Genomic DNA, 19,344 nt, shown 5'->3' with positions numbered 1-19,344 from the left:
GTTCGGTCTTCGGCGTCGCGTTCTCCCCCGACGGACGCCTCCTCGCCTCCGCGAGCGCCGACCGGACGGTCAAGCTCTGGGACGTACGCCGCCGCAGGCTCCTCACTACCCTCACCGGCCACACCGGTTCGGTCTTCGGCGTCGCGTTCTCCCCCGACGGACGCCTCCTCGCCTCCGCGAGCGCCGACCGGACGGTCAAGCTCTGGGACGTACGCCGCCGCGGGCTCCTCACCACCCTCACGGGCCATCAGGACTTCGCGAACGCGGTCGCGTTCAGTCCGGACGGCGGGACGCTGGCGTCCGGGGGCGACGATCTGACCGTGCGGCTGTGGGACGTGGCGGACCGCGGGGCGCGCGGTGTGCTGCGCGGGCACTCGGGATCGGTGCGCGGTGTGGCCTACAGCCGGGGCGGGCGCACGCTGGCGAGCAGCGGCAACGACGGAACGGTGCGTCTGTGGGACACCGCGCGCCGGCGGCAGACCGCCACCCTCACCGGCCACAGCGGCGCGGTACGGGCGGTCGCCTTCGACCCCGGCGGGGAAGCCGGCGGCGACCGGGCGACGCTGGCGAGCAGCGGAAGTGACGGCACCGTGCGGCTGTGGGACACCACGCGCCGCCGCCTCACCGCCACGCTCGCCGGCCACAGCGGCGCGGTGTGGGGCGTGGTCTTCGACCCGCGTACGCGGAGGGTGGTCAGCAGCAGCAACGACGGCACCGTACGGCTGTGGAACACCGACGTGACAGCCGTTTCCCGCAGCGTTTCCCGTTTCCTGTCGCACCGGGAGACAGCTGAGTCCTCGACAGCCGCGGGTCCCGCGCCCCAGTCTCGAAGGGCGGGACCGAACGGGCCGAACAGGTAGAACGGGCCGAACCCGTCAAACTGTGCGAACCGCCTCAAGGCGACCACCGGAATCCTGACTCACGAAGACGAACGGGGACTCAGACATGCGCAATCGAGGAAGAGCGGCGGCAGCGGCGACGGCCGTCGCACTGTCGCTCGTCGCCTGGCCGGCGGAGGCGGGACAGCCGGCTCGGGCCGCCTCTCACACAGCCGCCGCCGAAGGGTGCGACGTCCTCGCGCCCGGAGCGCCGGCGGCGGCCGAGAAGGCGGTACGGGCCGCCTGTTCGCAGATCGGCGTCTGGTACTCGTGGGGCGGCGGCCACGGGCCGGATCCCGGGCCGACGTACGGGACGGTCGATCCGACCGACCCGGCCAGCGAACACGACCCGCAGCGGCGCGGCTTCGACTGCTCGGGCCTGGTCCGCTACGCCTACGCCGAGGCGACCGGCAGGGACATCCTGAACGGCAACGCCCACAGTCAGTACAACAGCCCGCACGCGACGGCCCGTTTCGGCGCCGCGGAGGGCACCGGTCCGCTGGTTCCCGGCGACCTGCTGGTCTACGGGAACGCCAACAAGGTCCACCACGTCGCGATCTACCTCGGCGCCGGGAGGATGGTCGAGGCGAGGCAGTCCGGCACCCGGATCACGGTCAGCGACGTGCGCACGGGAGGCGACTACTTCGGCGCCGTACGCATCGACGGAACGCCCGGACAGGGGACGTTCAGCACGTGGGGCACGGACGTGTGGACGCACGCCGAGGCGTCCACGACGAGCGCCCGGGTGCACAAGTTCGCCGGGCCGACGTCCGTGCGGGTCGAGTGCCAGAAGCACGCCCAGTCCGTGACCGCCGAAGGCATCACGAACGACGCCTGGTCCTACCTGCCGGACCACAGGGCGTGGATCACCAACATCTACATCAAGGGCCCTGCCTGGCTCGACGGCGTGCCCACCTGCCGCTAGACGCACCTGCCACCGAACGCACCACACGCACCCCACCTCAAGGAGAAAAAAGATGAACACGCACATCAAGCTCACCCTGGCCAAGAAGCTCGCGGTCACCGTCGCCGCGACGGCGCTGACGGCCGGCCTGGCGGGCGTCACCGCTCCCGCCACCGCCGCGCCCGCCGGACCGGCCGCCGAGTGCGGCGTCCGCTCGGACGGCAAGCTGTACTGCGGGAACCGGGCCGGCGCCAAGGGCTACGCGCACCGGTCGTACCACTCGGCGGTGCGCGGCCAGATGAACACCACGTTCAGCTGGTTCCAGTGCTGGGGCCGCGGCGACAGCCACCCGGGCGGCAACAACATCTGGTACTGGACCCAGCTGGACAACGGCCAGTGGGGCAACATGGCCGCCGTGGACGTCCACACCTCGGTGGACCCGGCGCCCGGCCTGCGCGAGTGCTGACCCTGTCGCCGCACTGAAGTGACCGTACCGCCGCACTGAACGCGTGTGCCGCCCCCGGCCGACGAGGGGCGGCACACGCGCGTGTCGTGGACCGGAGCTACGCGGCGATCGCCACGGCCGCCCTGCTGAACGCCGGTTCGGCGGCCGGAGCGGGGCGTTCGGCGAAGACGACGAGCCGCAGGACGGCGAACCGGCCGATGCCGGCCAGGGCGGAAGCCGTGAGGTAGACCGCCTGCTCGGTGAGGACCGAGGGCGCGGGGCGCAGTGCGTACAGGCCGAGCAGCGCGCCCGTCGTGAACGCGTAGCTCACCAGGACGGTGAGGCCGGACTGGAGATGGACCGCCCAGCCTCCGCGCTCGCTGCGGAAGGACACCCGGCCGTGCAGTTCGGTCGCGATCAGGGTGGAGACGACGGTGACGAGAGCGTTGGCCACGGCCAGCGGCATCCGCTCGTGGAGCACCAGGAGCACACCGCTGGAGGCCAGCCCCACTCCGCCGCCGCACACGACGAAGCGCACGAAGGCCGCGATCACCGGGCGGTGCGGACGCGGGTGCGAACGCGGATGCGAACGCGTACGGGTGGTCACGGGGAAGCCTCCGGGGAGCGGTTGGACCGTTGGATCGATTCCACCGCACCGCACCCCGGGCACACATCACCCGAGCGGCAGAGCCCTCCCCCGACTCTTGTCGGGGTTTCCGCCGCCGCGCCCCTAGGGGCGCGCCCGGGTCCGGCCGCCGCACCGGGGAAGGGCCGGGTCGGTGCGCCGGATCCGCGCTGGTGTGCGCCAGGGTGGCCCGGGGGACGACCTGTGAGGAGAGCCGCCGATGACCACGACGACGTACCGCTACGACGACCTGCGCGCCCTGTTCGTCAACTGCACGCTCAAGCGCTCCCCCGAGGTCAGCAACACGGAGGGGCTGATCGACAGGAGCCGCGCCGTGATGGAGGGCAACGGCGTCACGACCGAGGTGGTCCGCGCCGTCGACCACGACATCGCGACCGGTGTGTGGCCGGACATGACGGAGCACGGCTGGGAGTCCGACGCCTGGCCCGGCCTGTACGAACGGGTCATGGCGGCCGACATCCTCGTGCTGTGCGGACCGATCTGGCTCGGCGACAACAGCTCCGTGATGAAGCAGGTGATCGAGCGGCTGTACGCGTGCTCCAGCATCCTCAACGAGCGGGGCCAGTACGCCTATTACGGCCGCGCCGGGGGCTGCCTGGTCACCGGCAACGAGGACGGTGTGAAGCACTGCGCCATGAACGTCCTCTACAGCCTCCAGCACCTCGGCTACACCGTCCCGCCGCAGGCCGACGCGGGCTGGATCGGCGAAGCGGGGCCCGGCCCCTCCTACCTGGACCCCGGCTCGGGCGGTCCCGAGAACGACTTCACCAACCGCAACACGGCCTTCATGAGCTGGAACCTGATGCACCTGGCGGCCCTCCTCAAGCGGGCGGGCGGCATCCCGGCGCACGGCAACCAGCGCTCCGCCTGGGACGCCGGCTGCCGGTCGGAGTTTCCCAACCCCGAGCACCGCTGAGCGCCGCACCTGCGAGCGGCGCGGCCGCCGGGTTCGCGGTGCCGGGGAAGTGCTGATCACGGGCCCCGAGCCGGCGGCCGTCCGGCATCAGCATCACCCCCCACCGCCTCAAACCGGCAGAAACAGGGAATCACGTAGGAAGCACGTCCGAACGGCGGGCCGCCGACCGCTCCCTGAACGCATCCGGGACCCTCGGCAGACTGGTCAGAAGGGCCGGAGTCATGACGACGAACGACGACCGCACCATCACCGCGGACCCGATCACCGCGGACGACGTTGCCGCGGACACGATCACCGCGGACGACGTTGCCGCGGACATGGTCACCGCGGACAGCGAGGCTCCCGTGCACCGGGAACACGACGACCGGTCCTGGCACGCGTCGGACGCCGCCCAGTACCACGCCGCCCGGGCCGCCCTCGAAGCGGTCCCGGCCCCGGCGCCCCCGGGGAAGGCGCCCAAGAGGGAACTGACCGTCCTGTGGCACACCTTCGAGGCCCGCCCCGTGATCGGTCTGGCACGCAGCATCGTCATGACGCTGGGCGACTGCACCCACGAGGAGGCGTTCCAGGTCCTGGTGGACGTCTCGCGGCACACCAACATCGAACTGCGCGAGATCGCCCAGCGTCTCGTCGACAGCGTCGACGGACCGCCCCCGAGCGGGCCGTTGCGCACCGCCCTGCAGAACGCGTTCGCACGGCTCGGCCCGCGCGCGGCCCGGCCCGACACCGCCGTGTGAGCGGGCGCCCGCCCGGCGTCCGGGGACGTCGGCGGGCGGTTCGCGCCCCACGCCGTCGGGGCATGCCTCACGCCGGGTCGGGACCCGCGCGTTCGCCGCTCCTGTCGCGCCGGCTGAGCATGCGCTGGGTACGGCTGAGGACGCCGCCGAGTGAGCGGGCGCACAGCGCCGCCCTGGCCGCGTTGGCCCCCGGAGCGCCGTGGACGCCGCCGCCGGGGTGTGCGCCGGCCGAGGCGAGGTACAGCCCCGGCACGGGGGTCTCGGGGCGGCCCGTGCCGGGAACCGGACGGAAGAAGAGCTGCTGGTGAACGGCGGTCGTGCCGCCGTTGATGGCGCCGCCGTGGAGGTTCGCGTCCATCGCCTGCATCGTCGGAGGGGAGAGCACACGGCGGGCCCGGATCTTCGACCGGAAACCGGGCGCGTACCGCTCGACCTGGGCCTCCACCCGGTCCGCCATCGCCTCCCGCTCCCGCTCGTCCCAGGTTCCGGTGAGGCCGTCCTCGCCCGCGTCTCCCTTGATCACGTGCGGGACGTGCGTGTACGCCCAGGCCGACTCCGTGCCCGCCGGCGAGCGCGAGGCGTCGGCCGTCGTCATCTGGCCGAACAGCGCGAAGGGCTCGTCGGGCACCTGGCCCATGGCGATCTGGGCGGCGAACCGGGTGAGGCCGTCGACCCCGTCGGCCAGGTGCACGGTGCCCGCGGTCGACGCCTGCGGGGCGGTCCACGGCACACGGCCGTCCAGCGCCCAGTCGACCTTGAAGGTGGCGAAGTCCCACTGGAAGCCGCGCAGGTCCCGCACGAACCGGCCGGGCAGGTGCCGCACGTCGACCAGACCGCCGTACAGGTCCGGAACAGCCACGTCCGCCAGTACGGCCCGCCGCGCCGGCACCCCCTCGCCGCCCGCCGTGCGCACGCCGACGGCGCGCCCCGCCCGTACGACGACCTCGGCGACGCGTTCGCCGCAGCGCACCGCCCCGCCCCGGGCCTCCAGGCGGCGCACTAGCGCGGCGGTGAACTCGCCCGCGCCGCCGGTCGGCACGGGGAAGCCGTGGCTCTGGCCGAGCATCGACATCAGCCAGCCGAAGCCTCCGCTGCCCGCCGCCTCCGGGGCCAGGTCCGCGTGCAGGGCGTTGCCGGCGAGCAGCAGCCGCCCCGCCTCGCCGCGGAACTCCTCCTCCCCCAGGCGGCGTACCGGCAGCATCATCGTGCGGGCGAGGCGCAGGCCGCCCGCGCCGCGCAGCCGGGCCGCGAGGCGGGCGGCGGAACGCACGGGCGGGAAGGGGGTGAAGAGGGCGCCCAGGATGTCCGGGCAGAGCCGGTCCCAGATGTCGCACAGCCCCTGCCACGCCGCGCCGTCACCGGCGGCGAACCCGTCGAGGCCGGTGACGGTGTCCGCGGCGCGGCGTTCCAGCACCGCGCACCGGCCGTCGGCCAGTGGATGCGCCAGCACACTGGGGGCGTGGCTCCAGCGCAGTCCGTGCTCGTGGAGTCGCAGGCGGGCCAGGACAGGCGAGGCGGCGGCCAGCGGATAGAAGGCGCTGAAGAGATCGCTGACGTAGTCGGGATGCACCCCCCGGTCGCTGCGGACCGCACCGCCGGCCTCGGGCTGGGCCTCCAGCACCTCGACGGTCCAGCCCGCGTCGGCCAGCAGGTTCGCGGCGACGAGCCCGTTGGGGCCCGCGCCGATGACTACGGCGTCCGGCATCGCTGCCTCCTGTTCACCCTGGCCCCGCGCTTCAGGACGGCGCGTTCGCGCCCCTGCGGCTGCTGCTCTCGACGACCTTGGCGAGTCTGCCCAGCATGCTGCGGTGGCGCAGCTGGATCACGGCGTCGAGCGCCGTGTTGTGCAGTGCGCCGCCGACACCGCGCAGGGGGTGCTCGTCGAGGACGACCAGGGCGTCGTCCCCCCAGGGGCGGACCTCGATGGCGATCCTCCCGGTGCCGAGCGCGCCGCTGTCGGCCTCGAGTTCGATCTCGTACGGCGGCTCGGCCCGGCGGACGATCGTCCGGCCCGTCAGCGTCCACGGTCCGATGTTCACCGTGTACTCGATGGACGCGCCGACGTCCGGCCAATGGCCCTCGGCCGGCCGTGAGTCGGCGGTGCCGACGACCCAGTCGCTGTAGCGCGACCCGTCGGACAGGACCTCCCACACCGCCTCGGGCGACGTGCGGATCAGCTGATGACGTACGGCCATGGGTCCTCCAGCGCCTGGACGGAAACGATCAGCGGCCCCCGAGTGCCCAGCCTAGGGCGGGGCATTCCCGCCGGCCTCCCGGAGACGGCGAACGGGCCCGGCAGGTGGCCTCCGCACGTACACACGGCGTGTACGCGCGAGGGCCGCCCGCCGGGCCCGGTTCCGGTCGTCGTCACCGGGTGACGACGTGCCGTTCGTTGGGAACGCAGTGCGTCATGGTCAGACCGGTCACGTCACGCGGCGGGTTGTCGCCGAGGTTCGCGAGCCGCTTGCGGTCGTCGTCGGTGAGGTCCTGGCCGGCCAGCGGCTCCAGACCGGCGACATCCTGCGGGCTGATCCCGAGCCCTTCGCCGACCCGCAGGCCGAGCTCGTTCTCGACCAGCAGGAAGTGCCACACCATGCGCTCCTGCACGGGACGGTCGCAGTCCGAGAGCAGGGTGACGAAGTTGTGCACCAGGTCGTCGCGCTCCCAGTCCTCCATGAGCCGGAAGCGCTGACCGGCCTGCATGTAGTCGTTGGTGCGCTCGATGCGCTTGCGCGTGAGCCGGCCGCGGATCTCGGGGCCCTGCTCGTCGTGCGTGGGGTACTGGCCCTCGCGCAGACCGCCGGTGATCGACGGTTCGTAGTTGACGCTCGGGTTCTCCCCGGCCCCGTCGACGTGGTACGTCATCAGGCCGTCGCGCTGGTTGGTGCGCACGTCGGCGTTCTTGGCCTGGTTGACGGGCAACTGGAGGTAGTTCGGCCCCACGCGGTACCGCTGGGTGTCGCTGTAGGAGAACGTACGGCCCACCAGCATCTTGTCGTCGGAGAAGTCGAGGCCGTCGACCAGCACACCGGTGCCGAAGGAGATCTGCTCGTTCTCGGCGAAGAAGTTGTCCGGCATCCGGTTGAGGACCATCTTGCCGACCGGCTTCGGCGGGAAGTCCTGCTCGGGCCAGGTCTTCGTGTCGTCCAGCGGGTCGAAGTCCAGCTCCGGGTGATCGTGGTCCTCCATCATCTGGACGACCAGCTCCCACTCCGGGTAGTCGCCCCGGCCCACCGCCTCGTAGAGGTCCTTCGTGGCGTGTCCGAGCCCCTCGGCCTGGACGTTGGCCGCGTCCTCCTCGGTCATGCTGCGTACGCCCTGCTTGGGCAGCCAGTGGTACTTGACCAGGACGGACTCACCCTCGTCGTTGATCCACTTGTACGTGTTGACGCCGAATCCCTGCATGTGGCGGTAGTCCGCCGGGATGCCGCGGGGGCTGAACAGGTTGACGAGCATGTGCATGCTCTCGGGGGTCTGCGACATGAAGTCGAAGATCCTCCGGGGCTGTTGCTCGAAGCTGACCGGGTTCGGCTTCAGCGCGTGGATGACGTCCGGGAACTTGATGGCGTCGCGGATGAAGAAGACGCCGAGGTTGTTGCCGACGAGATCCCAGTTGCCGTCCTCCGTGTAGAACTTCACCGCGAATCCGCGCGGGTCGCGAGCCGCCTCGGAGGAGTCGCGGCCCCCGATCACGGTGGAGAAGCGTACGGCCAGGTCGGTGCGCTTGCCGCGCTCCTGGAAGAGCTTCGCCCTGGTGAAGCGGCTGATCGGCTCGTCGCCCCACGCTCCGTACGCCTCGAAGTATCCGAACGCTGTGACGCCCCGGGCGTGCACGACGCGCTCCGGAATGCGTTCGCGGTCGAAGTGGCTGATCTTCTCCAGGAACTGGTAGTTCTCCAGGGTGGCCGGCCCCCTGGCTCCCACCGTGCGCTGGTTCTGGTTGTCGTAGACCGGGTGGCCCTGCCGGTTGGTCAGTACTTTCCGGTCATCGTCCGGGGACGGGCCCTTGCCGGATACATCCGTCACGATCTTCAACCCCTTCTATGCCCTTTTTGTGCCGATTACTCCACACTATTCCCCTTCGCGCAGAAGCCCGGCTCGCCCGAAGGTGTGGCGAAGGTGCGTCGCCGTCCTGCGCCAGTACCCCTCGGCGAAGAAGTCATACGGCCGCCCCGGCGGAATGCGATCGGCCCGCTTTCGCCCGGGCCCACCGGCCCCTCGGAGGGAGCGGCCCGGCGACGCGGTTCTGATCTCCGTGTACGGGTGGTCGGCCCCGGACGAGGAGGCGCCGGGGGCCGTACCCCGGTCACCGTGGCCGGTCACGTACGCCGCAGCGGCGCGCCGGCGTCCCGGCTGCGGGCCTCGGATGCAGGGGGGGGCATGACCGGCGACGACCAGCGACGGCCCGGTCCCGGGCACCTGGCCCCTCGGGGGCGTGCCGGGCGAGGAGGCGCGCCGGCCGAAGCCGCCACCGCGCCGCTGCCGCCGCTCCCCGGCCAGGGCGCTGCCCTGCCCTTCCCGACGAGCCCCGGGAACGCCTGCCCGACCTGCCACCCGCGTCCATGACGACGAGCGGTCGACGAGGTTCGCGGGGCAGCCCTGCGAAACGCCCGTCACAACCGGGGCTCGGCCCCCCAGTAGTCCGGGCCGCCGCCCCGCCAGTCGATCAGCGGGGACACCACGGCCTCGGTGTCCTCCATGTCGAGCCCCGCGCGGCTCAGGAACTCCACCAGGTCGGGGAGGCCCGACGCGAGGCCGAAGTCCTCACCGCGCACCGTCACACGACGACCGCTGTCGCCGAGCGGGGGATGAACGATCACAGGCATGTGTCCGGACATGGCTCCAGCGTCCCCCGGCGCGCCGCCGCACGCATCCGGGCGGGGGCCCCGCGCCCACTCCCCCGGCGCACCCGTACCGGTGCGGAATAATGCGGGCATGCGGATTTCAGCCAAGGCGGACTACGCGGTGCGCGCCGCACTGCAACTCGCCGCTGCGCGGGACGCGGAGCCACTCAAGGCGGAGGCCATCGCCGAGGCCCAGGACATTCCGCACAAGTTCCTCGAAGGCATTCTGAACGACATGCGCCGGGGCGGGCTCGTGGTCAGCCGGCGCGGCGGCAACGGCGGGTACCGGCTGGCCCAGCCCGCCGATGCCATCACCGTCGCGGACGTCATACGCGTCGTGGACGGGCCACTCGTCTCGGTGCGCGGGGTCCGCCCGCCGGAACTGTCGTACACGGGAGCGGCCGAGTCGCTGCTGCCGCTCTGGATCGCGCTGCGGGCCAACGTCCGCGAGGTTCTGGACGGGGTGACGCTGGCGGATCTCGCGACCGCCGCGCTGCCCGCCGCCGTGTCGGCCCTGGCCGAGCAGCCGGACGCCTGGACGAACCCCTGAGCCGTCCGGCCCGCTGAACGGGCGCGCGGCTGCAGACCCGTACAGCCCGCCCCACCGTCCGGTGGCCGCTCCGTGCGTGGCCGCTCCTCAGGTGTCTCGACGGCCGTCTCGAAGGCCGGAATGCGCCGTCCACCTCTTGGTCGCCCTCTTGGGCCGGGGCATCACCTCTGACAATATCCCTACTAATCCAGTGGGAATACTAGGGATGGGGCCGCCGAGGTGAGCAGCGGAGTGCCGAGCAGATCTGCCGCGCAGAAGAAGGCGTCCACGGAGGCGGACGAGGCCGCCCAGGAGGCGATATGGCATCGCGTCGTCCGGGAACTCGCGGACGACCTGGCGGCCGACGCCATCATCCGCGACCGTGCGGGCAAGCCGCCGTACGACGAGGTCGCGCGGCTGCGGGAAGCCGGGCTGCCCGCCCTGCTGACCCCTCCGGGCCCCGGACGCCCCGGTGCCGACTGGCGCACCGCCTGTACCGTGATCCGGGAGATCTCGGCGGCCGACGGTTCCGTCGGTGAACTGCTGGCGCACCACTGCGCGTTGTCCTGGAGCGCCCGCTTCTTCGGCGTCCCGCGCACGTGCGCGGCGTTCGAGAGCAGGGCCGTCGCGGAGCAGTGGCTGCTCGCGGGCAGTACGCGCCCACCCGAGGAGGACGAGGGGCCCGGCCTCACGCTCACCCCGACCCGCGGAGGGTACGTGCTCGACGGCCGCAGGGACCTCCGCGCGGGCGTCACCGTGGCCGACCGGCTGGTCCTCGGCGCGACGTGCGGAAGCACCGGCGAACCGCTGATCGTCCTGGTCGACCCGGCTCACACCGGCGTGCGGACCGACACGGCGGACGAACGCCTCGGCCAGCGGCTCGCCGGAGCCGGCGGCGTCGGCTTCGACCACGTGCCCGTGGGCGCGGACGACGTGCTCGGGACCGTTCCGCGCGACGAGCACGCCGCCTCCCCCTTCGGCTCGCTCTCCCCCGTCGCGCTCGGCCTCCTCCTCGCCCACGTCGGGCTCGGGATCACCGAAGGGGCGCTGGCCGAGGCGCGGGACCTCAGCCGCGCCACGCCGCGCGCCCGGCTCCGGGCGCACGCGAGCACCGGCGAGGCGTACGCCGCGCGGCCGAGCGGCGACCCGTACGTACTGCTCGCGTACGGCGAACTGGCGACCGACGCCCACACCGCCGCGGCCGTCGCCGAGCGCGCGACGGACGCCCTGGCGCGCGGGCTGCTCGCCGGGCGGGAACTCGGCGTGGACGCACGCGCGGACATCGGGGTCCTCGTCGCCGCCGCCGAAGCCGTCACGAGCAGGTGCGCCGCGCACGTCACCGCCCGCGTCCTGGAACTGACCGGCGACGCGGGCCGCCTCGACGGCGGTACGGGACTCGACCGGTTCTGGCGCAACGCACAGGCCCTGTCGGCACGGCTCTCCCCCGCCGACAGGCTCCGCGACATCGGCGACCACTACCTCAGCGGCACGCGCCCCCGCCTCACCCGGAGCGCCTGACGCGCGCGGAGGCGGCGGCCGGCCCGACCGTCAGCACCGGTCCCGGGCGTCCGCCCCGCAGCGCCCGTACGGGAAGGGGCCCGACCGCGAGTGCCGGTTCAGCCGTAGTCGGCCGTCTCCCTCACCTCGCCGAACCGGGGGAAGATCCGCCGCACGGCGAAGTCGTGCTCGTCCGCGGCGAATCCGGACATCGCGTCGACGACGAACTCCACCTCGTAACCGTGATCGCTCGCGGCCCGCGCGGTGGACTCCACCCCCATGGTGGTGACGAGCCCGGCGAGCACCACCGTGTCCACGCCGCGACCGCGCAGCCGGTCGTCGAGGCCGGTGCCGTGGAACGCGCCGACGGCGTTCTTCACGATCACGATGTCTCCCGGCAGCACCAGACCGTCGGCGAAACCGCTGCCGGGCGGCTGTTCGGCGACACCGGGGCGTTCCGCGCGGACCGGCACCACCGGGCGGCCGGCCGCCCGGAACGCCTCGGCGAGACGGCGGCAGCGCTCCAGCACCTCCTCGCCGGTGTGCGGGGCGAGGGGCAGCGCGACGATGCGCGGCATCAGGTCGATCAGGATGAGGGCCGTGGTCACGCAGCCGATCGTAGGCCCCGGCGCCGACAGCGGCCGGGCTTTGCCGCACGGCCGTTCGCGGGCACCCCTGTTCCCCCCGTTCCCCCACATGGCTGAATTCGACAAGTCGTGCGGGAACCTTTTCCGTGGTCTAGACCCTATGAGTGCGCCGGTCAGCGCGACGGATGCACTCAGCGCCCGTGAGCTGTGGCGACGAAGCGGAATCTCCCTCACCGAGGGCGCCGCGGGGGCGTGCGGCGGCTCGGCCCGTGCGGCCCGGAGCCCGCCCGGTCAGGTCCGTTTCTCGCCAGGTTTCACTACGCCCACACAAATTCTTCATGCATGACCCCACTATGTGATCCGACAGAGCGGGAAGCGGGCGGCGGCTGTCCGGGCGCCCCATCCGCTGGGGGCAGGGGCACGCCGGTCGCACGTCCGGCATGCCCTTTGCGGGAAGGGACCCATGCACCTCACAAGCCGTACGGTCCGATGGGCCATGAGATCCACGCTGGCCGCCGCGCTCGCGACGACGCTCTTCGCGCCGGCGCACGCTGCCGTCGCGGCGCCCGTCCCGCCGCGCGTCGACCTGCGCGTGCTGGTGGTGAGCGACGGAGGTCCCGCCACCGCGGCCATCGCCGCGGAACTCGACGGCGCGGGCACGCCGTACACGACCGTCGACCTCACCCGCCGGGACCGCCCCGTGATCAACGGCGGCTTTCTCGCCGACACGCTCGACGGCCGTCCCCGGGCCAAGTACCAGGCCGTGGTGCTGCCCAACGACAACCCGTTCGGGGCCGGTTCGGCGGAGATGCAGGCACTCGTCGCGTACGAGAAGACCTTCGCGGTGCCCCAGGTCGACGCCTACACGTACGCCAGGCCCGACGTGGGCCTCGACCACCCGGCCAACGGCGGCTACAGCGGCTCCCTGGACGGTGTGCGAGCCGAGGTCACCCCCGCCGGCGCCGCCGGCCCGTTCGGCTATCTCGACGGCGGCATACCGTTCGAAGACAACTCCCCCTCCGTCGGTGAGAGTTACGGGTACGCCGCCAAGCCCCTGCCCGGCGCGGACTTCACCAGTTACGTCGAGGCGCCGGTGCCGGGCACCGGGCAGCGCGGTTCGATCGTCGGCGAGTACCGGCACGACGGGCGCCGCGAACTGGTCGTCGGCTTCGTCTACAACCAGTACCAGCAGCAGTTCCGGCTCCTCGCCCGCGGCATCGTCGACTGGATGACGCAGGGCGTGCGCGCCGGCGCGTCGCGCAACTACTTCGCGGTCCACGTCGACGACGTCTTCGCCGCCGACGACCGCTGGGACACCGAGCTCAACTGCACGCCCGGCGACGTGGACTGCGCGCCAGGCCAGGGCGGCGAGCCGGACCCGATCCGGATGACGGCCGCCGACGCCGCGTACGCGGCCCAGTGGTCGGCGGCCAAGGGCTTCACCCTGGACATGGCGTACAACGGTGGCGGCAGCGAGCTCTACAAGGAGGAGCACGGCGGCACCGACCCGCTGGCCCAGCAGCTCTTCGCCGACAAGAACGCCTACCGGTGGATCAACCACACGTACAACCACCCCTTCCTCGGCTGCGTCCAGGACGTCTCGGTGGTGCCGTGGGTCTGCGCCAGGAACGCCGACGGAAGCACCCGGTACGTCACCCGCTCCGAGATCTCCACCCAGATCAGGGACAACCGGTCCTGGGGCCAGCGCGCGGGACTGCCCCTGGCGACGGGCGAGCTGGTGACCGGTGAGCACTCCGGTCTGAAGATCCTGCCGCAGCAGCCCGACGACAACCCGAACCTCGGTCCCGCCCTCGCCGACAACGCCGTCACCTGGCTCGGCTCGGACAACTCCCGCGACCGCGCGCAGCGGAAGGTCGGCCCCGCGCTCACCGTGCCGCGCTACCCGATGAACGTCTTCTACAACGCGGGCCGCGTCACCGAGCAGATCGACGAGTACAACTGGATCTACACCAGGGCCTCCGACGGCGGCAGCGGCGTCTGCGAGAGCGCGGCGGGCACCACCTGCCTGGAGGAGCCGCTCGACACGGTCACGGGTTACGCCGACTACATCGTCCCGCTGGAGGCCCGGATCGGGCTGGGCCACGTCCTCGCCAACGACCCCCGGCCGCACTTCATCCACCAGTCCAACCTCGCCGAGGACCGGATCGCCTACCCGGTGCTGGACCGCGTCATCGGCGACTACGCCGGGCTGTACGCCGACAACACCCCGCTGGTCAACCTGCGCCAGCAGCAGATCGGCGCCGAACTGCGCGACCGTGCCGCGTGGAACACCGCCGTCAAGGCCGGGCAGGTGACGGCGTACCGCGTCGGCGACACCGTCACCGTCCGGGCGCCCGGCGGCGTGCGCGCGCCCCTCACCATGCCCGCCGGCACCCGGCAGAACGTGCTGCTCGGCAGCGAGGCGTTCGGCAGCCCGTACGCCGGATCGCTCTCCGGCTGGGTCTCGCCCGGACTCCTCCAGGACCGGGTGACGCTCACGCTGCCCGCCGGCGCCACCGCCCAGGCTTCCTCGGCGGACCGGGCCGACCGGGTGCGGGCCGGTGCCCCGCGCCTGCCGGTGCCGGCCGGGGTGCGCGCGAGAGTGCCGTACGGCGTCACCGGCTGATCCGCGCCCGACCACCGCACCACCGCAGCCGCACTCGGCCGGCACAGCGCCGCATCACCACGGGGGAACGTCTCGTCATGCCCGATTTACTCCGCGTACCGCCGCCCGGCGCGCCGCGGGTCACCCTCCTCACCGAAGGCACCTACCCGCACAGCCACGGCGGCGTCAGCGTCTGGTGCGACCAACTCGTCCAGGGCATGCCCGACTTCGACTTCCGGGTGATCGCGGTGACCGGCACCGGCCGGGAGCCGCTCGCCTGGGAGCTGCCCGCCCACGCCGCGCCGCCCGTCACCGTCCCCATGTGGGGCCCCGACCCGGTCGGCAAGGCGCCGCGCGGCCGTCGCCGCCGACAGCTGATGGCGGCGTACGAGCGCTTCCTGACCGCGCTCCTCGACCCCGGCGCCGAGGACCAGTTCGCGCCCGCGCTGTACGAACTGGCCCGCTCGGCCAGGGACGGGGAGCTCGCCCCCGCGCTGCGCACGGACCAGGCCGTCGGCGTCCTGGCCGCCGTGTGGGGCCGCCCCGGCCTGCCGGTGCACGCGGCCCGGCCGACCCTGCACGACGCCCTGACCGCCACCGACCTGCTGGAGCACGCGCTGCGCCCGCTCACCGCCGCCCCGCCGGAGCAGGGCGTGTCCCATGCGGTGAGCGGGGGGCTCGCGGTACTGCCCGGACTCGTCGGGCGGCGGCTGTACGGCGTACCGCTGCTGCTCACCGAGCACGGCGTCTACCTGCGCGAGCGCTACCTCGGCTACCGCACGGGCCCCTACCGGTGGCCGGTCAAGGCGCTGCTGCTCGGCTTCTTCCGGCTGCTCGCCGAGGAGACGTACCGCGCGGCGGACCTGATCACGCCGGGCAACCGCTACAACCGGCTCTGGGAGGAACAGGGCGGCGCGCCACCGGAGTTGATACGCACCGTCTACAACGGCGTCGACCCGGCGGCCTTCCCGGCCGCAGGGCCTGAGCCGGAGACACCCACCCTCAGCTGGGCCGGTCGGGTCGACCCGATCAAGGACCTGGAGACCCTCATCCGGGCCTTCGCGCTGGTACGGGCCGAGATGCCGGACGCCCGCCTGCGGCTGTTCGGCGGCACTCCGCGCGGCGGCGAGGCGTACCGGGAGCGCTGCGAGGCGCTCGCGGCGGAGCTCGGGCACGCGGACGCCGTCGTCTTCGAGGGGCGGGTCGAGGACATACGCGACGCCTACGCCGCGGGTAACGCCGTGATGCTCTCCAGCATCAGCGAGGGCTTTCCGTTCACGCTCATCGAGGCCATGTCGTGCGGGCGCGCCACCGTCTCCACCGACGTCGGCGGAGTGCGGGAGGCCGTCGGCGACACCGGTCTCGTGGTGCCCCCGAGGGAACCGGAGGCCATGGCCCGCGCGGCCCTGGAACTGCTGCGCGACCCGGAGCGCAGGGCCGCCATGGGGCAGGGGGCCCGGCTGCGGGTCATCGAGCAGTTCACGCTCCGGCAGACCATCGACACCTTCCGCTCCATCTACACCGAACTGGCCGCCGGCCGGGCCGGCGACGGCGCGGACCTGCCCGGGTGGCGGGAAGACCGGCACGCCGGAGCCCTCGGATGAGCGGCCCGCTGCGCCTGCTGCCGGGCGAGGGCGGCAGCCTGCCCGCCCTGCCCCGGCAGCGGAGGGGAAGGGGGCGGCCGAGCTGGGCCGCCGATCCGATCGACGAACTCGCCGAGCGGCTGATGGAGCCCGTGTCCGCCGCCGTCCACCCCTACGAGGTCGCCGCGCTGCTGGAGTCAGACGGCCTGACGGGGGATCAGATCAGCACGCGCTACGGCCGTCCGGGGCTGTTCGCGCTGGCCGCCGACCTGTACGCCCGGGTCCCCCGGCACTACCCCGAACCGCCGCCGGCCGCCGATCCCTGGCGCCCCGACCATCTGCGGTGCGCCGTGCGCGGGCTGGTCTTCTCGCTGCCGGGCCTGGCCTACGTGCTGGGCTCCCCGCTGCTGGAGGGCGCGCGGGCCGTCACCGGACTGGTCGCCGCCGGTCTCGTGGCCTGGGCGTGGAACCAGGCGCTCAGCCACCGCGCCCATCTGCGGCTCGCCGCCGCCGGAGCGGCCGCCGCGGGCCGCACGCTGCGACTCGGCGCTCCCGCCGGGGCGCTGGCGGCCTCCGTGACGGGCCTGGCCCTCGCGGGGCCGGGGCCCGCCGGGGCCTTCGCCGCCGGGCAGTCCTGCTACCTGGGCGCGGCCACCGTGCTCCTGGTCCTCGGCCGCGAGCGGACGCTCCTGCTGACGCTGATGCCCGTCACCGGGGGCGCCGCCACCACCCTGTGGTGGCGGCCGCCGGCCGCCGTGGCGGTGGCGGTGCTGCTGGCCACCGCCGGCCTCGCCGCGCTCACGGCGGCCCGCGGGGTACGGGAACTGGCCTCGGCCCCCGTGGCGGCGGGCGCCGCGCCGGGGCCGGCGGCGTCCCTGCCGTACGGGCTGTTCGGCCTCGCCGCCGGAGTGCTCGCGACGCTCACCGGGGCGGTGGACCCGTACGCCGTGGTGGTCCTCACCCTCAGCATGGGCTTCGCCGAGTGGCTGCTCTACCGCTACCGGGGGCTCGCCGTCGCGGCCCTGCGCGCCAGCACCGCACCGCGGGACTTCGCCCTGCGGGCCGCCCGCGCCCTGGTGCTGTGCCTGGGCGCGTACGTCGCCCTGCTGGCGGCCGGCGCCCTGCTCACCGGGGCGGCCGCCGCCCCGCTGCTCGGGCTGGGGGCGGTCCTGTGGACCGCCCTGCTGCTCCAGGCGTTCGGCGTGGCGTGGCCGTCGGCGGCGGTCTGCCTGACGGCGGCCGCCGCGGAGGCCGCCGCCCCGGCGGCCGGGTTGCCCACCGGACTCGCCCAGCCGCTCTGCCGCGGCGTCGCGGCCCTCGTCCTCCTGTACCTGGCCTGCCGGATCCTCGGCAGGCCCACCGCACACCGCTGAACCGCTCGCCGTCCCATCCCTCCACACCCAAGGAGCGTCCCCGTGACCGCACCCGCACCGTCTCTCGTCGCCGTCACCGGCGCCGAGGGCTTCATCGGCTCCCACCTCACCGAGGCGCTCGTGGCGGCCGGCCACCGGGTCCGCGCGATGGCCCAGTACAACTCCTTCTCCTCCTACGGGTGGCTGGAGACCCTGTCCGCCGAGACCCTCGACCAGGTCGAGATCGTCCTCGGCGACGTCCGCGACCCGGGCTCGGTCAACCAGCTGATCGAAGGCGCCGAGGCCGTCTACCACCTGGCCGCCCTCATCGCGATCCCGTACTCCTACCAGGCCCCGCACAGTTACGTGGACACCAACGTGACAGGCACCCTCAACGTCCTCGAGGCGGTGCGCAGGCAGGGCACGCCGCGCCTGGTGCACACCTCGACGAGCGAGACGTACGGCACCGCGCAGACCGTGCCGATCACCGAGGACCACCCCATCAGCACCCAGTCCCCGTACGCCGCGTCGAAGGCCGGCGGCGACCGGCTCGCCGACAGCTACCACGCCAGCTTCGGCACCCCCGTCGTCACGCTGCGCCCCTTCAACACCTTCGGCCCGCGCCAGTCGATGCGCGCGGTCATTCCGACCGTCATCGGCCAGGTCGCGGCCGGGGAGCGGACCATCACCCTCGGAGACCTCCGTCCCACCCGCGACTTCCTGTACGTCAAGGACACCGCCCGCGCCTTCCTCGCCGTCGGCACGGCGCCCGCCGAGGCGGTCGTGGGGCGGACCTTCAACGCCGGCACCGGCGGTGAGATCTCGGTGGGCGAACTCACCCGGCTCATCGGCAAGCTGATGGACGCCGACCTGGACGTACGCGAGGACGAACAGCGCATCCGGCCGGCCAACTCGGAGGTGATGCGCCTGGTCGCGGACGCCACGCGGCTGCGCACCGCCACGGGCTGGCGACCCGAGCACGACCTGGAGCAGGGGCTCGGCCACACCGTCGACTTCTTCCGCGACCCCGGCAACCTCTCCCGCTACAAGACCGGCATCTACAACATCTGACCACGACCGCACGCGACGAACAGGGGCCTTCCATGCATGCAGTGATCCTCGCCGGTGGCAAGGGCGTTCGGCTGCGGCCGTACACGACGGCGCTTCCCAAGCCGCTCGTGCCCATCGGCGACCAGCACGCGATCCTCGAGATCGTGCTCCGCCAGCTGGCCGCGAGCGGCTTCACCAGCTGCACGATAGCCATCGGTCATCTGGGCCACATCATCCGCGCGTACGTCGGCAACGGCTCCCAGTGGGGCCTGCGGGTGGGCTACTCCACCGAGGACAGCCCGCTCGGCACGATGGGCCCCCTGCTCACCATGATGGACAGACTGCCGGACGACTTCCTGGTGATGAACGGCGACATCCTGACCGACCTCGACTACGGCGAGGTCGTCCGCTCCCACCGGGCCTCCGGGGCCCCGCTCACGGTCGCCACGTACGCCCGCAAGGTCGCCATCGACTTCGGCGTCCTGACGACCGAGGCGGGGCGGGTCACCGGCTTCGCGGAGAAACCGAGCATGGACTACCGGGTCTCCATGGGCGTCTACGGGCTCTCCCGGGAGACCCTCGCCGGCTACACGCCCGGCCTGCCGCTGGGCTTCGACGAACTGGTCCTCGACCTGCTCGCCGCCGAGAAGCCCCCGCACGCCTACGAGTTCGACGGCTACTGGCTCGACATCGGCCGCCCCGACGACTACGACCGGGCCAACGCGGAGTTCACGACACACCGCGGCCTCCTCCTCAAGGGGGCGTGAGCGG

The 19,344-nt window shown here is 73.1% G+C and carries 18 protein-coding genes; 12 read left to right on the top strand and 6 right to left on the bottom strand.

What is annotated here, in order from left to right:
* The 3 genes from AC07FK_RS11230 to AC07FK_RS11220 form a co-directional block, all read left to right on the top strand.
* Window positions 1-860 (top strand): WD40 repeat domain-containing protein (locus tag AC07FK_RS11230; RefSeq protein WP_479104581.1); only part of this gene is annotated, 860 nt, incomplete at its 5' end.
* Window positions 861-945: 85 nt separating this feature from the next.
* Entirely contained in the window at window positions 946-1,803 is an 858-nt protein-coding gene (locus tag AC07FK_RS11225; protein ID WP_479104579.1) for an NlpC/P60 family protein, read from the top strand.
* A 52-nt stretch (window positions 1,804-1,855) separates the two neighbouring features.
* On the top strand, window positions 1,856-2,248 hold the full coding sequence (locus AC07FK_RS11220) for a hypothetical protein (RefSeq protein ID WP_479104577.1): 393 nt from the start codon (window positions 1,856-1,858) through the stop codon (window positions 2,246-2,248).
* Window positions 2,249-2,345: 97 nt separating this feature from the next.
* Here the strand turns inward: AC07FK_RS11220 and AC07FK_RS11215 are convergent, their stop codons facing one another.
* Window positions 2,346-2,834 (bottom strand): GtrA domain-containing protein, encoded by a 489-nt coding sequence (locus tag AC07FK_RS11215; RefSeq protein WP_479104575.1) that lies wholly within the window; start codon window positions 2,832-2,834, stop codon window positions 2,346-2,348.
* A 238-nt stretch (window positions 2,835-3,072) separates the two neighbouring features.
* Here AC07FK_RS11215 and AC07FK_RS11210 point away from each other — a divergent pair, with 238 nt between their 5' ends.
* Both AC07FK_RS11210 and AC07FK_RS11205 read left to right on the top strand, forming a co-directional pair.
* Window positions 3,073-3,789: a flavodoxin family protein gene (locus AC07FK_RS11210; RefSeq protein WP_479104573.1), complete on the top strand. Its 717-nt coding sequence runs from the start codon at window positions 3,073-3,075 to the stop codon at window positions 3,787-3,789.
* A gap of 221 nt (window positions 3,790-4,010) precedes the next feature.
* On the top strand, window positions 4,011-4,526 hold the full coding sequence (locus AC07FK_RS11205; RefSeq protein ID WP_479104571.1) for an ANTAR domain-containing protein: 516 nt from the start codon (window positions 4,011-4,013) through the stop codon (window positions 4,524-4,526).
* Window positions 4,527-4,593: 67 nt separating this feature from the next.
* Here AC07FK_RS11205 and AC07FK_RS11200 read toward each other — a convergent pair whose 3' ends face one another.
* The 4 genes from AC07FK_RS11200 to AC07FK_RS11185 form a co-directional block, all read right to left on the bottom strand.
* Complete coding sequence (locus tag AC07FK_RS11200) at window positions 4,594-6,231, bottom strand: phytoene desaturase family protein (RefSeq protein WP_479104569.1); 1,638 nt, start codon at window positions 6,229-6,231, stop codon at window positions 4,594-4,596.
* 31 nt (window positions 6,232-6,262) lie between these two features.
* Complete coding sequence (locus AC07FK_RS11195; RefSeq protein ID WP_479104567.1) at window positions 6,263-6,721, bottom strand: SRPBCC family protein; 459 nt, start codon at window positions 6,719-6,721, stop codon at window positions 6,263-6,265.
* A 172-nt stretch (window positions 6,722-6,893) separates the two neighbouring features.
* Window positions 6,894-8,552 carry a catalase gene (locus AC07FK_RS11190; RefSeq protein ID WP_479104566.1) on the bottom strand — a complete coding sequence of 553 codons (1,659 nt, stop codon included), beginning with the start codon at window positions 8,550-8,552 and terminating at the stop codon, window positions 6,894-6,896.
* 587 nt (window positions 8,553-9,139) lie between these two features.
* On the bottom strand, window positions 9,140-9,364 hold the full coding sequence (locus tag AC07FK_RS11185) for a hypothetical protein (protein WP_479104564.1): 225 nt from the start codon (window positions 9,362-9,364) through the stop codon (window positions 9,140-9,142).
* A gap of 97 nt (window positions 9,365-9,461) precedes the next feature.
* On the opposite strand from AC07FK_RS11185, the gene AC07FK_RS11180 reads away from it, so the two are divergent.
* Together AC07FK_RS11180 and AC07FK_RS11175 are read left to right on the top strand one after the other, a co-directional pair.
* Window positions 9,462-9,920 (top strand): RrF2 family transcriptional regulator, encoded by a 459-nt coding sequence (locus AC07FK_RS11180; RefSeq protein ID WP_479104563.1) that lies wholly within the window; start codon window positions 9,462-9,464, stop codon window positions 9,918-9,920.
* 231 nt (window positions 9,921-10,151) lie between these two features.
* On the top strand, window positions 10,152-11,417 hold the full coding sequence (locus tag AC07FK_RS11175) for an acyl-CoA dehydrogenase family protein (RefSeq protein ID WP_479104561.1): 1,266 nt from the start codon (window positions 10,152-10,154) through the stop codon (window positions 11,415-11,417).
* 98 nt (window positions 11,418-11,515) lie between these two features.
* On the opposite strand, the gene AC07FK_RS11170 is transcribed toward AC07FK_RS11175, so the two are convergent.
* Entirely contained in the window at window positions 11,516-12,004 is a 489-nt protein-coding gene (locus AC07FK_RS11170) for an isochorismatase family protein (protein WP_479104559.1), read from the bottom strand.
* Between the two features lie 475 nt (window positions 12,005-12,479).
* On the opposite strand from AC07FK_RS11170, the gene AC07FK_RS11165 reads away from it, so the two are divergent.
* The 5 genes from AC07FK_RS11165 to AC07FK_RS11145 all read left to right on the top strand — a co-directional run bounded on the left by AC07FK_RS11165 (window position 12,480) and on the right by AC07FK_RS11145 (window position 19,340).
* Window positions 12,480-14,609, top strand: coding sequence for a hypothetical protein (locus AC07FK_RS11165; RefSeq protein ID WP_479104558.1), 2,130 nt, complete (start codon window positions 12,480-12,482; stop codon window positions 14,607-14,609).
* A 77-nt stretch (window positions 14,610-14,686) separates the two neighbouring features.
* Window positions 14,687-16,192: a GT4 family glycosyltransferase PelF gene (gene pelF, locus AC07FK_RS11160; RefSeq protein WP_479104556.1), complete on the top strand. Its 1,506-nt coding sequence runs from the start codon at window positions 14,687-14,689 to the stop codon at window positions 16,190-16,192.
* Window positions 16,189-17,544: a hypothetical protein gene (locus tag AC07FK_RS11155; protein ID WP_479104555.1), complete on the top strand. Its 1,356-nt coding sequence runs from the start codon at window positions 16,189-16,191 to the stop codon at window positions 17,542-17,544. Before pelF ends, AC07FK_RS11155 begins: the two co-directional genes overlap by 4 nt.
* Window positions 17,545-17,586: 42 nt before the next feature.
* Window positions 17,587-18,594, top strand: coding sequence for an SDR family NAD(P)-dependent oxidoreductase (locus AC07FK_RS11150; RefSeq protein WP_479104553.1), 1,008 nt, complete (start codon window positions 17,587-17,589; stop codon window positions 18,592-18,594).
* Window positions 18,595-18,626: 32 nt separating this feature from the next.
* Window positions 18,627-19,340, top strand: coding sequence for a nucleotidyltransferase family protein (locus tag AC07FK_RS11145; protein WP_479104551.1), 714 nt, complete (start codon window positions 18,627-18,629; stop codon window positions 19,338-19,340).
* Window positions 19,341-19,344 lie beyond the last annotated feature (4 nt).

Source organism: Streptomyces sp. NPDC046122 (assembly GCF_056429965.1).
This window is presented reverse-complemented; position numbering and strand designations above follow the sequence as displayed.

Bases quoted from the DNA above. Each gene is read 5' to 3' on its own strand.
- AC07FK_RS11180 (WP_479104563.1), top strand. From the start codon at position 9,462: ATGCGGATTTCAGCCAAGGCGGACTACGCGGTGCGCGCCGCACTGCAA.
- AC07FK_RS11225 (WP_479104579.1), top strand. From the start codon at position 946: ATGCGCAATCGAGGAAGAGCGGCGGCAGCGGCGACGGCCGTCGCACTG.
- AC07FK_RS11165 (WP_479104558.1), top strand. From the start codon at position 12,480: ATGAGATCCACGCTGGCCGCCGCGCTCGCGACGACGCTCTTCGCGCCG.
- AC07FK_RS11200 (WP_479104569.1), bottom strand. From the start codon at position 6,231: ATGCCGGACGCCGTAGTCATCGGCGCGGGCCCCAACGGGCTCGTCGCC.
- AC07FK_RS11195 (WP_479104567.1), bottom strand. From the start codon at position 6,721: ATGGCCGTACGTCATCAGCTGATCCGCACGTCGCCCGAGGCGGTGTGG.
- AC07FK_RS11145 (WP_479104551.1), top strand. From the start codon at position 18,627: ATGCATGCAGTGATCCTCGCCGGTGGCAAGGGCGTTCGGCTGCGGCCG.
- pelF (WP_479104556.1), top strand. From the start codon at position 14,687: ATGCCCGATTTACTCCGCGTACCGCCGCCCGGCGCGCCGCGGGTCACC.
- AC07FK_RS11155 (WP_479104555.1), top strand. From the start codon at position 16,189: ATGAGCGGCCCGCTGCGCCTGCTGCCGGGCGAGGGCGGCAGCCTGCCC.
- AC07FK_RS11210 (WP_479104573.1), top strand. From the start codon at position 3,073: ATGACCACGACGACGTACCGCTACGACGACCTGCGCGCCCTGTTCGTC.
- AC07FK_RS11220 (WP_479104577.1), top strand. From the start codon at position 1,856: ATGAACACGCACATCAAGCTCACCCTGGCCAAGAAGCTCGCGGTCACC.
- AC07FK_RS11205 (WP_479104571.1), top strand. From the start codon at position 4,011: ATGACGACGAACGACGACCGCACCATCACCGCGGACCCGATCACCGCG.
- AC07FK_RS11185 (WP_479104564.1), bottom strand. From the start codon at position 9,364: ATGTCCGGACACATGCCTGTGATCGTTCATCCCCCGCTCGGCGACAGC.